Annotated in this window: 12 protein-coding genes and 1 tRNA gene; 4 read left to right on the top strand and 9 right to left on the bottom strand. The window is 68.1% G+C overall.

The window, feature by feature from the left end; genetic code table 11:
* Nucleotides 1-101: 101 nt before the first annotated feature.
* Entirely contained in the window at nt 102-1,715 is a 1,614-nt protein-coding gene (groL, locus tag RIF23_RS06710; RefSeq protein WP_310911509.1) for a chaperonin GroEL, read from the bottom strand.
* Between the two features lie 147 nt (nt 1,716-1,862).
* Nucleotides 1,863-2,177 carry a co-chaperone GroES gene (gene groES, locus RIF23_RS06715; RefSeq protein WP_407659409.1) on the bottom strand — a complete coding sequence of 105 codons (315 nt, stop codon included), beginning with the start codon at nt 2,175-2,177 and terminating at the stop codon, nt 1,863-1,865.
* A gap of 357 nt (nt 2,178-2,534) precedes the next feature.
* Between groES and RIF23_RS06720 the strand changes: the two genes are divergently transcribed.
* Together RIF23_RS06720 and RIF23_RS06725 are read left to right on the top strand one after the other, a co-directional pair.
* Nucleotides 2,535-3,980, top strand: coding sequence for a class I SAM-dependent methyltransferase (locus tag RIF23_RS06720; RefSeq protein ID WP_310911511.1), 1,446 nt, complete (start codon nt 2,535-2,537; stop codon nt 3,978-3,980).
* A 438-nt stretch (nt 3,981-4,418) separates the two neighbouring features.
* Nucleotides 4,419-6,140 carry a hypothetical protein gene (locus RIF23_RS06725; RefSeq protein WP_310911512.1) on the top strand — a complete coding sequence of 574 codons (1,722 nt, stop codon included), beginning with the start codon at nt 4,419-4,421 and terminating at the stop codon, nt 6,138-6,140.
* 226 nt (nt 6,141-6,366) lie between these two features.
* Here the strand turns inward: RIF23_RS06725 and tsaD are convergent, their stop codons facing one another.
* The 5 genes from tsaD to alr form a co-directional block, all read right to left on the bottom strand.
* On the bottom strand, nt 6,367-7,401 hold the full coding sequence (gene tsaD, locus RIF23_RS06730) for a tRNA (adenosine(37)-N6)-threonylcarbamoyltransferase complex transferase subunit TsaD (protein ID WP_310911513.1): 1,035 nt from the start codon (nt 7,399-7,401) through the stop codon (nt 6,367-6,369).
* Nucleotides 7,394-7,900, bottom strand: a complete 507-nt coding sequence (gene rimI, locus RIF23_RS06735) for a ribosomal protein S18-alanine N-acetyltransferase (RefSeq protein WP_407659410.1) — start codon at nt 7,898-7,900, stop codon at nt 7,394-7,396. Before rimI ends, tsaD begins: the two co-directional genes overlap by 8 nt.
* A complete protein-coding gene (gene tsaB, locus RIF23_RS06740; RefSeq protein WP_310911514.1) occupies nt 7,885-8,568 on the bottom strand; it encodes a tRNA (adenosine(37)-N6)-threonylcarbamoyltransferase complex dimerization subunit type 1 TsaB in 684 nt (227 codons plus the stop codon). Before tsaB ends, rimI begins: the two co-directional genes overlap by 16 nt.
* A 2-nt stretch (nt 8,569-8,570) precedes the next feature.
* On the bottom strand, nt 8,571-9,065 hold the full coding sequence (gene tsaE / locus RIF23_RS06745; RefSeq protein WP_310911515.1) for a tRNA (adenosine(37)-N6)-threonylcarbamoyltransferase complex ATPase subunit type 1 TsaE: 495 nt from the start codon (nt 9,063-9,065) through the stop codon (nt 8,571-8,573).
* Nucleotides 9,066-9,200: 135 nt separating this feature from the next.
* On the bottom strand, nt 9,201-10,340 hold the full coding sequence (gene alr, locus RIF23_RS06750; RefSeq protein ID WP_310911550.1) for an alanine racemase: 1,140 nt from the start codon (nt 10,338-10,340) through the stop codon (nt 9,201-9,203).
* 141 nt (nt 10,341-10,481) lie between these two features.
* On the opposite strand from alr, the gene RIF23_RS06755 reads away from it, so the two are divergent.
* Nucleotides 10,482-11,039 (top strand): HdeD family acid-resistance protein, encoded by a 558-nt coding sequence (locus RIF23_RS06755; protein ID WP_310911516.1) that lies wholly within the window; start codon nt 10,482-10,484, stop codon nt 11,037-11,039.
* A 68-nt stretch (nt 11,040-11,107) separates the two neighbouring features.
* Here RIF23_RS06755 and RIF23_RS06760 read toward each other — a convergent pair whose 3' ends face one another.
* Complete coding sequence (locus RIF23_RS06760) at nt 11,108-11,881, bottom strand: SDR family NAD(P)-dependent oxidoreductase (protein ID WP_310911517.1); 774 nt, start codon at nt 11,879-11,881, stop codon at nt 11,108-11,110.
* Between the two features lie 286 nt (nt 11,882-12,167).
* Here RIF23_RS06760 and RIF23_RS06765 point away from each other — a divergent pair, with 286 nt between their 5' ends.
* Nucleotides 12,168-12,908, top strand: coding sequence for a GntR family transcriptional regulator (locus tag RIF23_RS06765; protein ID WP_310911518.1), 741 nt, complete (start codon nt 12,168-12,170; stop codon nt 12,906-12,908).
* Nucleotides 12,909-13,103: 195 nt separating this feature from the next.
* Here RIF23_RS06765 and RIF23_RS06770 read toward each other — a convergent pair.
* Nucleotides 13,104-13,185, bottom strand: a tRNA-Tyr gene (locus RIF23_RS06770).
* Nucleotides 13,186-13,344 lie beyond the last annotated feature (159 nt).

The raw sequence follows: 13,344 nt of genomic DNA on the forward strand, positions 1-13,344 counted from the left end.
AAAACACCGGTGGGGCGCCCCCCGCGGGGGGCGCCCCACCCTGGCTCGTTCCCGACCTCGACACACGCAGGTCGGTTGTGCCACAGCTCGTCGAGGCGAGGTCAGTGTGCGTGACCGTGCCCGGAGTCCTCGCTCTCCTCCTCGGGCTTGTCCACCACGAGGGCCTCGGTGGTCAGGAGCATTCCGGCGATGGACGCCGCGTTCTCCACCGCCGAGCGGGTGACCTTGACCGGGTCGATGACACCGTCGGCCATCAGGTCGCCGTAGGAGTCGGAGGAGGCGTTGTAGCCCTGGCCGCTGCCCAGCTCGGCGATCCGGTAGGTGACGACGTACCCTTCCTGGCCGGCGTTCTCCGCGATCCACCGGGCCGGCTCGGCCAGGGAACGACGCACGATGGACACGCCGGTCTGCACATCGTGGTCCCCGTCGACCTTGAGGTCGGACAGCACGGCGGCCGCATGCACCAGAGACGATCCACCGCCAGCGATGATGCCTTCCTCGATGGCGGCGCGGGTCGCGGAGATGGCGTCCTCCAGGCGGTGCTTCTTCTCCTTGAGCTCCACCTCGGTGGCCGCACCCACCCGCAGAACGCTCACTCCACCGGAGAGCTTGGCCAGCCGCTCCTGGAGCTTCTCGCGATCCCAGTCGGAGTCGCTGGCCTCGATCTCCTTACGAATCTGGCGGACCCGGTCCTCGACGTCACTGGCCGCACCGGCACCATCGACGATCGTGGTCTCGTCCTTGGTGATGGTCACGCGCCGGGCCTTACCCAGCGTGTCGAGGTCGGCGTTCTCCAGGGTGAGGCCAACCTCTTCGGCGATGACCTGACCGCCGGTGAGGACGGCCATGTCCTGAAGCATCGCCTTGCGGCGCTCACCGAACCCGGGGGCCTTGACCGCCGCGACGTTCAGCGAACCCCGGATCTTGTTGAGGACCAGACCGCCCAGAGCGTCGCCCTCGACGTCCTCAGCGATGATCAGCAGCGGCTTCTTCGTCTGGGCAACCTTCTCCAGCAGCGGCAGGAGCTCTTGCAGGTTGGAGATCTTGCCCTGGTGCAGCAGGATCAGGGCGTCCTCGAGGACCGCCTCGCCCCGCTCGTTGTCGGTGACGAAGTACGGGGATACGTAGCCCTTGTCGAACTGCATTCCCTCGGTGAAGTCGAGGGTCAGGCCGAAGGTGGGCGACTCCTCCACCGTGATGACGCCATCCTTACCGACCTTGTCGAAGGCCTCGGCGATGAGGTCGCCGATCTGGGCGTCCTGTGCGGAGTTCGTCGCCACGTAGGCGATGTCCTCGCGCTCCCCGATCTCCCGGGCCTGGGCGACCAGGTGTTCGGAGACCGCCTTCGCCGCGGCGTCGATGCCCTTCTTCAGGGACATGGGCGAGGCTCCGGCAGCCACGCTGCGGATTCCCTCGTGCACCAGCGCCTGGGCGAGCACCGTTGCGGTGGTGGTTCCGTCACCCGCGGCGTCGTTCGTCTTGGTGGCAACCTCCTTGACCAGCTGGGCCCCGAGGTTCTCGTAGGGGTCCTCCAGCTCGATCTCCCGCGCGACGGTCACACCGTCGTTGGTGATGGTGGGGGCGCCGAACTTCTTGTCGATAACCACGTTGCGGCCGCGGGGGCCCAACGTGACCTTTACCGAATTCGCGAGGTGATCGACGCCGCGCTCGAGCGAGCGGCGTGCGTCGTCCTCGAATTCCAGGATCTTCGGCATGTCTCGTCCGTCCTCAGGCTTCGAGTTGGGTTCTGCTCGGAGCGCGTCTGTCCCGCCCGGCTTGGGGGCCGGCCGGGACAGACAGCAACCAGCCCGGATGACCTGCCCGGGCCACGCAGGTTCGGCAGTGCTCGGTACGCTCCTGCGCTACTTCTCGACGACGGCGAGCAGGTCCCGCGCGGAGAGGACGAGGTACTCTTCGTTGTTGTACTTGACCTCGGTGCCGCCGTACTTGCTGTACAGCACGACATCACCGACGTTGACATCCAGGGGGACGCGCTTGCCGCTCTCGTCCAGACGGCCCGGGCCGACCGCGAGAACCTCACCCTCCTGGGGCTTCTCCTTGGCGGTGTCCGGGATGACCAGGCCGGATGCGGTGGTCTGCTCAGCGTCCAGGGTCTTCACGACGACGCGGTCGTCGAGCGGCTTCAGCACAGTCTTGCTGGCGGTGGCGGTCGACACGGTGTGACCTCCCCCTTCGGTGCGTGTATATGGAAACGGCATGCTGGAAAAGGGGCGACCACGGCGGCCTGCCGTCGCGGGTGCCAGACCGTCCTCGTCGCGATTAGCACTCGATGATTGAGAGTGCCAATACGGAACATTAGCCGCCCGGCATCAGGTCGTCAAACAATTGAGGGGACGAGGATGTCGGGTCCGGGCCACTGGACACACGAGCACCCAGCCACCACCCGCGCTCCGCGCGGAGCACAGTGCACCCGGTGGGCACGGTGGGCACGGTGGGCGGCACAGCAGTGACCTCAAGAGTGGCCACAGAGTGGCCACAACGGGCCGGGGAGTTGTTGGAGGGGCGAGGGAACGGTGACAGAAACGGACAGCTCAGCGATCGTGAAACTGCTGACCCCGGAGGGGCAGAGCGTCCTGGACAGTGTGGACAGCACCCTGCTGGCTGCGGATCCACTCCAGGCCGCCACGGCGCTGCGGCGACGCGCCCGAGCCCACCTCGCAGCGACGTCCCGGCCCCAGCCGGCGGATACGGCGGATACGGCGGATACGGCGGATACCGCTAACGCCCAGGACGTCACCGGCCCCCCGGAGGCAGGCGGTGCGACCGGCACATCCGCAGACGCAGGCACAGACACAGACGCGAACACCACCACCGAGTCCTGGCTCCGGGAGGTCAGCGCGGCCGCGCTGACCCAGGCCCGTCTTCGGCTCCGTGCCGAGCGCAAACTGGGGCCGGTGGCACAGCGGCTGTACTTCACAGCGGCGGGCCTGGAACAGGCCACCCGTGCCGCGGTGGCGAGCTACCGCGCCGAACGGATCGCAGGGGTGGCCCCGGAGGCCGGGCTGGTGGGCGACCTGTGCTGTGGAGTCGGCATGGATCTACTCGCCCTGGCGAACCTGGGGCTGACCGTGCACGGCGTGGACATCGACCCGGACACTGTGGCCGTGGCCCGTGCCAACGTGGCGGCGCTGGGTCTGGAGAGCAGCGCGCGGGTGAGTCTCGGCGACGTCACGACCGACAGTCCGGTCCGGCCCGAGGACTGTGCGGCGGTGTGTTGTGACCCGGCGCGCCGGGACGGTGGACGGCGGATCTTCGACCCCCGCGCCTACACCCCGCCCTGGGACACGGTGGTGGAACTGGTGCGCAGGGCACCCGCCGGTTGTCTCAAGGTCGCCCCGGGCATCGACCATGCCCTGGTCCCGACCGGGGCCGGCGCGGAGTGGATCTCGGTCGGCGGTGAGCTCAAGGAGGCTGCGTTGTGGTTCGGCGCCCTGGCCGAGCCGGGAACGCGTCGGGCCACTCTCCTCCCGGGCGGGAGTGCCGAGGCACACCTGGGCGGTACCCCGCGACACCCGGGGGTCAGCCTCGACCCGGACCCCGGGCTTGGCGATCCTCCCCTATCCGCCCCCCGGAGGTATCTGTACGAGCCGGATGACGCCGTCATCCGGGCCGGGCTGGTGGGAGAGGCGGCGGCCCTGGTGGACGGGGCACTCCTGGACCCCCAGATCGCCTACATCACCAGTGACCGGAAGGTGGACACCCCCTTCTGCCGGGGGTTCGAGATCGACGAGATGGTTCCGTTCTCGGTGAAGCGGTTGCGGGCTCTGGTCCGTCAGCGCCAGTTCGGAACCATAACGATTAAGAAACGTGGCTCCGCTGTCGACGTGGATCACCTGCGACGCCAGCTGCGTCCGGCCGGCCCCAACAGCGCCACACTGGTACTAACCAGAATAGGAAAAAAGCCGGTCTGTTTCGTATGTTCCGAGGTCACGACACCCAGAGGCACAAATCTGGCGTAATTCGCCAAATGGGTTGCTGCCGTACACCACCCCCAGCCGCGGAACCACAGCGCCGAACCACCCGCATCATCGCAATCCACACACAGTCGGCTCCTGTACCCCCTCGGTGTGGGAGCGTCAAAGTCGATACACTGGCCGTCGCCGCGGAGTTTCGCTCCGAGCGGCACGGCTGCCCGCTCGCCGGAAGACCTCCGCCAGTGCCTGACCCCCGATCCAGCATCACCCTCTCGCCCAGAAGCCTCGAATCCGAGAATCCGTTCGGCCTCGACCACAGTTCTCGCCGCAGGCGATTGCCGTACGGCTAGTTCGGGGACCTGCGGGTGGTCTGCGACGGGACGGGCCTGACCCAGTCAGCAGCGCGCCAAACCAAACTCCATGGAGAGCTCCCATCCAGCCACACTCCAGGGTGGGGGGCGCCCGACCACAAGGAGCACCTCGGTGGAACAGACCAGCCAGAACTTCCTGAACGGGGGAGGCCAGACCGGGATCTCCGACCGGATGAGGGACCTGCTCTCCCGTGCGGCCCAGGATCACCTCTCTGAGCAGAAATCGCAGGGTGCGGTCTCCGAGGAGATGCGCCAGCGCCTGGAGGGTATGGAGTGGCTCCTTCGGGAGCTGCGGGAGCGGGAGTTCACGACGCTCAGTGAGTCGGTCACCGGCATCACCGAACAACTCGATGAGTTGACCTCGCGTCCTCCCCAGTGGGCCGAGACCCTGGCCGAACACATCGACCAGGTCAAGGAACGCACCAAACCGATCTCGGAGATTCCGAACCTACAACGCGAGGTAGGAACCCTCGGGGAGAACGTCGACACCGCCCTGGGGCGGCTGCAAGACGTCACCAACACCACCCAGCGGACAGCGGGCCAGCTGGAGAGCCTCACGGAGCAAGTGACGACGCTCGCAACCACCATCGAGTCCCGGTTCGAGCAGCTCGACTCCGCCCTGGAATCGCTGACCCAGCGCGCCAACCAGCTGGAAGAGCGGCTCGGGGAGCTGGGAACCACGCTCGGCGAGCGCCACGAGGCTTTGGAAACAAAACTCACCTCCACAACCCAGGCACTGTCCACGCAGGTGGACGAGAACCATGTGGAGCTCAGTGCCGCGGTGGCCGACGCCAACACCGCCGTGACCACACTGGCGGAAACGAGCGAGAACCGGACCGAGGAAGTCAGGGCGAGCATCTCCGAGCTGCGCACCGAACTGGGTGAGCGGCTCGACACCCAGCATGCGGAACTCGTGGAACGTGCCGACGCCCGGCAGGCGGAGCTCCACACCGCGCTGTCCGAGCAGACCTCCGCCACCGAACAACGCCTCACCGAACTCCGCGGACACATCGACGAAGCCACCACAACCACCACCACCGCCCTGACCGAACACACCACCGCCACCGAACAACGCCTCACCGAACTCCGCGGACGTATTGAGGAGGTCGCCCATGAGGTGACCAGTTCCGTGGAGGAGCGCGGCGCGGCCCTGACCACACTGATGGAGGCGCACCGCTCGGCGGTGGCCGAACAGCTGGAGTCCCACCTCACCGGGATCACCGACCGGCTCGACCGCGGGAATGAGTCCCTCGCCGGCAAGGTTGAGTACAACCTGACCAAGCTCAGTGACCGGTTCGACGGCTTCGAAGGCCACTTCGAGGGGAACTTCGAGGGAGTCGAGGGCAAGCTCGACGGTCTGAGTGGCCGGCTGGAGGGAATCGACGGTCGAATCGGCGGTGTGGACGGCAAGTTCGACGGCGTGCACGGTCAGTTCGACGGCGTCGACGGCCGGCTGGAAGCCCTGGATGACCGGCTGGAGTCGCTGGCCCAGCGCCTCACCCAGCTTCCGGCCACCCTGGAGGTGAGTGAGGTGCACCGGCGCCTGACCGAGCTCCTGGAGCGGCCCGTCGTGGACCATTCGGACCGGTTCGACGCGCTCGAGGCCCGGGTGACCGAAGCGGTGAACCCGCTACTGAGTGAGATGCGTTCCCGGCCCGACCGTCACGAGCTCGAGGAGACCGTGACCGAGGCGATGGAGAACACACACGACGACCTCACCAAGCGCCTGGCCACACTCGAAGAGACCATGCTGGCCCTGGCCGAGGCTCTCCTCCAGCCCGGCGGCCGGAAGAAGAAGCGGGCCGCGGCCGAGGACCCCGACGACGAGGACTAGCCCCGAAAATGCCGCCGGGGTGTCCAGCGCGGGCTGGACACCCCGGTGCGTGTGCGCGGCGGCGCGCCGTCCCACATTGGCCAGCCGCCGGGAGGAACATTGTGCGGTCCCGCCTCCGGCGCCTGCTACCCCCATCGGCCTTTCGTGGCCCCCATTGACTGAGGGGCCGCCCCGAGACGCCAGAACCGCCGCGCGCCCACCCCCGGCATGATGCCCGGGCGTGGAACTAGCCGGCGAGCACCTGCTCCACAGGCAGGGAGGTGTCGGTGGCGAGATCCAGCGGGGAGGGGGAACAGCCCGCCGCGACCACCTCGGCCCCGAGTGTGGCGATCATGGCCCCGTTGTCCGTGCACAGCCGGGCGGGAGGCACGCGCAGCTCGATACCGGCCTCCGCGCACCGCTCGGCGGCCAGGTCGCGTAGACGCGAGTTCGCTGCCACTCCCCCACTGATCACGAGATGACCGACTCCGTGGTCCCGGCACGCGGCCACTGCCTTGGCCGTGAGCACGTCCACCACGGATTCCTGGAATGCGGCGGCGATGTCGGGGACGTGCAGATCCTCCCCGTCCCCTTGGGCTGACTCCACCCACCGCGCAACCGCGGTTTTGAGTCCCGAGAACGAGAAATCGTAGCTGCCGTCGCCGAGCTTGCCGCGCGGAAAGTGCACGGCCGTGGCGTCGCCCTCGGCGGCGGCCCGGTCGATGGGGGGACCGCCGGGGTACGGCAGGCCCAACAGTCGCGCCACCTTGTCGTAGGCCTCCCCGGCGGCGTCGTCAACGGTTTCTCCGAGTAGCCGCACATCCGTAGCCAGGTCATTCACCAGCAGCAAGGAGGTGTGCCCCCCACTGACGAGCAGGGCCACAGTCGGGCTGGCCAGTGGCCCGTGGGCGAGCTGGTCCACGGCCACATGCCCCACCAGGTGGTTCACTCCGTACAACGGACGATTCAACGCGAGGGCGTGGGCTTTCGCGGCGGAGACCCCCACCAGGAGGGCACCGGCCAGGCCGGGGCCGGCGGTTACCGCCACCGCGTCCACGTCGGCCAGGGTCACTCCGGCTCGGTCCAGGGCACGCTCGGTGGTGGGAGTCAACGCCTCGAGGTGGGCCCGGCTGGCCACTTCCGGAACGACACCCCCGAACCTGGCGTGTTGGTCCACACTCGAGGCGACCTCGTCGGCGAGGAGGGTGTGGCCGCGCACCAGTGCCACTCCCGTCTCGTCACAGGAGGTCTCGATTCCCAGGATCAGTGGCTGTTCAGTCACGTGGGTCCTCCTCGTGCGGGTTGCTCGCCGAACGGCGCATCACGACCGCGTCAGCTCCCGCGTAGTAGCCGGGACGCATTCCGAGCTCAACGAAACCGAAGCGCCGGTAGAGGTCCTGTGCCCGCGGATTGTCCGTGCGCACCTCGAGAAACGTCTCGGTGACCCCCTGCTGTGCCCCGATGTCCAGGAGGGCGGTGAGTAGGCGCGCCCCGATCCCCTGGGACCAGTACCGGCGGTCCACCGCCATCGTCTGGATATCTCCCTCGGGGGGCACCACCCGCAGGCCGGCGAAGCCCACCAGCTCAGGCCGGTTGCTACACGTTTCGGCCACGAGATAGGAGCGGGTGGGTTCGGTCAGTTCGTCCAGGAACATCTGCGAGCTCCACGCGTCGGCCGGAAACAGGTCCTGTTCCAACCGCAGGACCGACTCCAGGTCAGACCTGTGCATGGGGCGCAGACGGATCTGTGTCTCGTTCTCGCCGTTCACGACTGCCGCCACTGCGCTACCCGTTTGGGGGCTCCGGGACGCTGCGCGTCCGGACGCCGCAGGTACAACGGATGTGCCTCGGCCAGGGGCTCGTCGGCCGCGAGGGCGCGCGCCGCCAGCGTGCACAGGGCCGCGGCACTTGGGTACAGCGGCTCCGGCTCCTGCCCCGACTCGCCCAGTTCCTGTGGGTACAGCGCCGCTCCGTGCCCGAGCACGGGCAGTCCGGCAGCGGCGGCAGCGGCCTCGTCGGGAGGACTCACCGCGATATCCCCGGCACGGGTGTAGGGATCGCTGTAGCGGGCCCAGAACACTTCCTTGCGGCGGGCGTCGCTGGCCACCAGGAACGGGCCGCTCCGGTCGGCGGCTGCGGCGATCGCGTCCAGGGTGGGAATGCCGTGGCAGGGAACGCGCAGGGACTGTGCGAGTGCGTGGGCGGCGGCCACTCCGACACGCAGACCGGTGAACGGGCCGGGACCGATCCCCACCACGATTCGGGAGACGTCCGCCAGTGTGATCCCGGCGCGATCCACCGTGGCCCGAATTCCGGGCGCGAGCAACTCACCGTGCCGGCGAGCGTCCACGGTGTCGGTCGCAGCGTGAACGGTGGTCTGGCCGGTGGCGTCGGCGCTGCACACGGCGATGGTGACCGCGGGGGTCGCGGTGTCGAAGGCGAGGAACATGCTCAGTTTCCGAGCTCGTCGAGAACGTGGCTCCACCGGGACGCGTGCCCCGACAGGTAAACGGTTCGGGTGTCGTCGGAATGCCGGTCGATGGTGACCTCCAGGGGGGTGTCCGTGAGACCGTCGGCAATCCCACTGCCCCACTCCACCACCGTGACCGCCTCCGGGAGGCTCGTGTCCAGATCGAGGTCGTCGAGTTCGGCCGCGTCGGTGAGACGGTACGCGTCCACATGCACCAGCGAGGGGCCGCCGCACAGCGAAGGGTGAATCCGGGAGAGTACGAAGGTGGGGGAGGTGATCGGCCCCCGGACCCGCAGTCCGTCGGCCAGCCCCTGGGTGAGGGTCGTCTTGCCCGCCCCCAGAGGGCCGGACAACACGAGGAGGTCCCCGGCGCGCAGCTGGGTGGCGAGCTCGCGCCCCACAGTGCGCATCTCGGGGTCGGTACTCGCGGTGATGGCGAGGGCAGGCATCGTGACCTGACTGGTGGTATCGGTCATAGCACACAGCATGGATGGCAGGGACGAGGAACACGTGCGGGACGGAGTGGGCCCGACGTGGCTCCGCAGGTCCGCACGCAGGTTCCAGGGTATCCGGTACGAGCACCGGGAGCCCCGGGGCCGGCACGGGCGTACCTACTGGTCACCGATGTAGACCCGCGGAACGCGGGGGCTGATCCGGGTGACGATCTCGTAGGGGATGGTGCCGGTCGCACCCGCCCAGTCCTGGGCGGTGGGCTCACCGGCGTCCCCGGGACCGAACAGGTGGACGCGACCGTCCTCGGGGACCGGAGCGTCCCCCACGTCCACCATGAACTGGTCCATGCACACGGTCCCAGCGATCGGAAAGCGGTCACCGGCGATGGCGACCTCTGCGCGGTTGGTGGCGTTGCGTGGCACGCCATCGCCGTAGCCGAGCGGTACGAGCGCGACGCGGGTGTCCCGGTCAGTGATGTAGCGGTGGCCGTAGGAGACTCCACTCCCGGCCGGAGCGGGCTTGACCAGAGCCAGATCGCTGGACAGGGTCATTGCCGGGCGGAGGCCGGTGTCGGTCAGTTCCGGGATGGGGCAGATGCCGTAGCTCGCGATGCCGGGCCGCACGAGATCGAAGTGGGTCTCCGGTCTGGTCAGCGTCGCGGCAGAGTTGGCCAGGTGCCGCACCCGGGGCTCCAGGCCGGCCTTCTCCACGACGCCGAGCGCGGTGTGAAATGCGCTGATCTGCGCGTCGATTGAGCTATGTCCTGGCTCGTCGGCACAGGCGAAGTGGGAGAACACCCCCACAACGTGGATTCGTCCGGTGGCCTCGGCCCGCGCGGCGCTCTCCACGACGGCGGGCCACTGGTCCGCGGGGACTCCACCACGGGTGAGTCCGGTGTCCACCTTGAGATGGACCCGGGCAGAGCGCCCCACGGATCCGGCGGCGTCGGCAACCGCGTCCAGAACCCGAGCATCGCTGACTCCGAGGTCGATATCCGCGGTGATCGCGGTGGCCAGGTCGGCACCAGGCGGCAGAATCCAGGCCACGGTGGGCACCTGTATCCCCGCTGCCCGTAGCTGTAGCGCCTCCTCGACGAAAGCCACCCCCAGCCAGGTGGCTCCCCCGGCAAGCATGGCCCGCGCCGCGGGCAGCATCCCGTGTCCGTATCCGTCCGCCTTCACGACCCCCATGACGGCTGCCCCGGAGGCGCGGTCGGCCAGTAGCGCGATGTTGGAGCGGATGGCGTCCAGGTCCACCTGTGCGGCGGCGTGGGATGACGGCTGGGGCGGGGAGGGCATGGTCACAAGTGTGGCACGATCACGCACCTGGTCACAGCGCACCCTGAACCTTTGTCGTAACGTTTCGTGTCTACCGAGGCACTTTGGGTATCCCAACGTGTGGGGGACCTTGGTTCCACCAACCACGGGGGAGGTACAACCATGCTGGATCTGCTTGCCGACCGCTGGTGGGCACTGGTTATCCGCGGCGTGGCCGCGCTGGTCTTCGGCATCCTCGCCCTGGTGTGGCCGGAGCTCACCCTGGTGGTCCTGGTGATCCTCGTAGGTGTGTTCTTCCTGGTCGACGGCGTGTTCCTTGTGACCGGGGCGATATCCGGCGCGGCACAGGGGCACCGCTGGCTTCCGGTTTTCCAGGGCGTGCTCAGCCTGATTTTCGGTGGCTTGGTGCTGCTCTGGCCGGAGGTTTCCGCACTGGTGCTGCTGATGTTCATTGCCGCCTGGGCACTGGCCACGGGCGTGGTCCAGATCGTGACCGCCCTACGGCTGCGTCGCGAGCTCACCGGCGAGTGGCTACTGGTCCTGAGCGGCCTGTTGTCGGTGCTGTTCGGTATCGCGCTGTTGGTCTGGCCGGCTGTGGGCGCGATCGCCGTGGCCTGGCTGATCGGGTGCTACGTGATTGTTCTGGGTGTGATGTGGTTCGTGCTGGGCCTCCAGCTGCGCAGGATTCGCCGACAGGAGAAGCACCAGCTGGCAGGCTGAGCGCGCACCCGGCACGGACCGGGGCCTGCGTCCGTTCCGCGTGCGCGCCCGTCGCTGTCGGGTGCTGCCTACTTGGGTGGCATCCGCAGGCCTCCGTCAATGCGGATGACCTCGCCGTTGATGTAGTCGTTCTCCACCAGGCTCCGGGCCAGGTGGGCGAACTCCGCAGGTGTACCGAGCCGCTTCGGGAACGGCACCGGCGCCGCGAGCTTCTCCTTGAACGCCTCCGATTCCGGTCCGCTGCCGTAGATCGGCGTGTCCAGGATCCCGGGAGCGATCGTGTTGACCCGGACCCCGACGGCGCCGAGGTCCCGTGCGGCCGGCAGGGTCATGCCGATAATCCCGCCCTTGGAGGACGAGTAGGCGATCTGGCCAATCTGACCTTCAATCCCGGCCACGGAGGCCGTGTTGACGATCGCCCCCCGGGCGCCGTCGTCGGTCGCGGTTTCGCTTCCGGCCATGGCGGAGCTGGCAAGGCGCACCAGATTGAAGGTGCCCAGCAGATTCACCTCGATGACCTTGCGGTAGCTGTCGAGGTTGTGCGGCGAACCATCCTTGGCCACGGTGCGTTCCGCCCAGCCGATTCCCGCACACGCGACCGCCGCGCGGAGCGGCCGGCCCGTGTCCACGGCCGCACTGACCGCTGCGGACACCTGGTCCGCATCGGAGACATCGGTGGTGACGAAGACGCCACCGACCTCCTTGGCCAGTGCCTGCCCCCGCTCTGCGTTGAGGTCAGCCACGACGACCGTGGCGCCGGCAGCGGCGAATTCCTTGACGGTGGCCTCCCCAAGGCCACTGGCTCCCCCGGTAACGAGGGCCGCATTCCCGTTGAGTTCCATGGGCGCACCCTATCCACCCGATACCACCGGAACTAGAACAGGTTCCCCCTTCCTTCGAGGCGTCAGTCCGAAGCAGGCAAACATCCCGATCCGCTACAAGGCGCGGCGTCTTCCCGGCGATGACCGCTGTGGCCCGGCCCGACACCGACGAGGCGACGCCCAACGCGTTCTATTTGTCTATACATAATTACATAAAGACGGTTTCACATCGATCAACTTCGTAGAATGGTGCCCGCGCGGCGCACACGCGAGGTGCCGTCACCCCCGCTGACTTGGACGGAGAAGCGTGTCCCAATCACCACTGTCGATCCCACTCGACCGAAGCAGCCCGGTCCCGCTCTACTTCCAGTGCGCCCAGGAAATGGAGCGCCGCATTCTCTCCGGTGAACTACCGGTAGGTACTCGCCTGGAAAACGAGGTCGTCCTGGCCGGACGGCTCGGGCTGTCCCGCCCCACACTGAGACGTGCCATCGAATATCTCGTTGACCGCGGCCTGTTGGTGCGGAAACGAGGGGTCGGCACCCAGGTGGTGCAGCCGCGGGTGCGCCGGCCGCTGGAGCTGTCCAGCCTGTACGACGACCTGTGCCAGGCGGGCCAACAGCCGCGCACCGAGGTCCGCAAGCTCGCAGTGGAGCCCGCACCGGACCCCATCTCGGTGGCGCTGGAGCTGGCCCCAGCAACTGAGATCTACGTACTCCACCGGCTCCGCTTCGCTGGTGGAGAGCCCCTGGCACTCCTCCACAACTACCTGCCCACCCACATCGTCGAGCTCACTGAGACGATGCTGATGGACCGGGGTCTGTACGAGATCCTGCGTTCGGCCGGTGTGACCATGAAGATCGCGAACCAGACGATCGGAGCACGCACCGCCGGCCAGGCCGAGGCCGAGGAACTCTGGGAGGAGGCAGGGGCACCCCTGTTGACCATGCAGCGAACGTCTTACAACGATGTCGGCCGCCCGGTGGAGATCGGCTCACACACCTACCGCGCCTCGCGCTACACCTTCGAGCTCACGCTAACCGGCTAACACGAGAACCTCGCCCCACACCCGGGGGTGGCCCACCCCTGGACGGGCTTGGGGCTGTAGTGACCTATGGGGGACACGCTCCTGACCATGAGGGCCAGGAAAAGCCGATGGGGGTCAAGGAGCAGGAACACAACCGGACCCACGCAAAACGGCCCCGGACCGGGAAATCCCTGGTCCGGGGCCGTTTCGGCTGGGTGGCAGGTCAAGGATTCGAACCTTGGAAGGCTGAGCCGGCGGTTTTACAGACCGCTCCCTTTGGCCGCTCGGGCAACCTGCCTGGGTGGGGCGTTCGGGGCTGCGCCCCGCGCCGGGTACGAGCATAGCGGACGTTGGCCGTGGAGACGAAATCGGCCGTTCAACCGGCATTGGTGTCGGGCTGTGCGGGCTCGGTCCCAGCCCGGTGCCCGGCGGCGTCACGCGCATGGGTGCGGCTGCG

The sequence above is a fragment of the Lipingzhangella rawalii genome (assembly GCF_031628175.1).
In the GTDB taxonomy this organism is placed as follows: domain Bacteria; phylum Actinomycetota; class Actinomycetes; order Streptosporangiales; family Streptosporangiaceae; genus Lipingzhangella_A; species Lipingzhangella_A rawalii.

What these genes read in the sequence shown, in the direction of transcription:
- groL (WP_310911509.1), bottom strand. Translation starts at nt 1,715, where the DNA reads ATGCCGAAGATCCTGGAATTCGAGGACGACGCACGCCGCTCGCTCGAG.
- tsaB (WP_310911514.1), bottom strand. Translation starts at nt 8,568, where the DNA reads ATGTTCCTCGCCTTCGACACCGCGACCCCCGCGGTCACCATCGCCGTG.
- tsaE (WP_310911515.1), bottom strand. Translation starts at nt 9,065, where the DNA reads ATGACCGATACCACCAGTCAGGTCACGATGCCTGCCCTCGCCATCACC.
- alr (WP_310911550.1), bottom strand. Translation starts at nt 10,340, where the DNA reads ATGCCCTCCCCGCCCCAGCCGTCATCCCACGCCGCCGCACAGGTGGAC.
- RIF23_RS06755 (WP_310911516.1), top strand. Translation starts at nt 10,482, where the DNA reads ATGCTGGATCTGCTTGCCGACCGCTGGTGGGCACTGGTTATCCGCGGC.
- RIF23_RS06760 (WP_310911517.1), bottom strand. Translation starts at nt 11,881, where the DNA reads ATGGAACTCAACGGGAATGCGGCCCTCGTTACCGGGGGAGCCAGTGGC.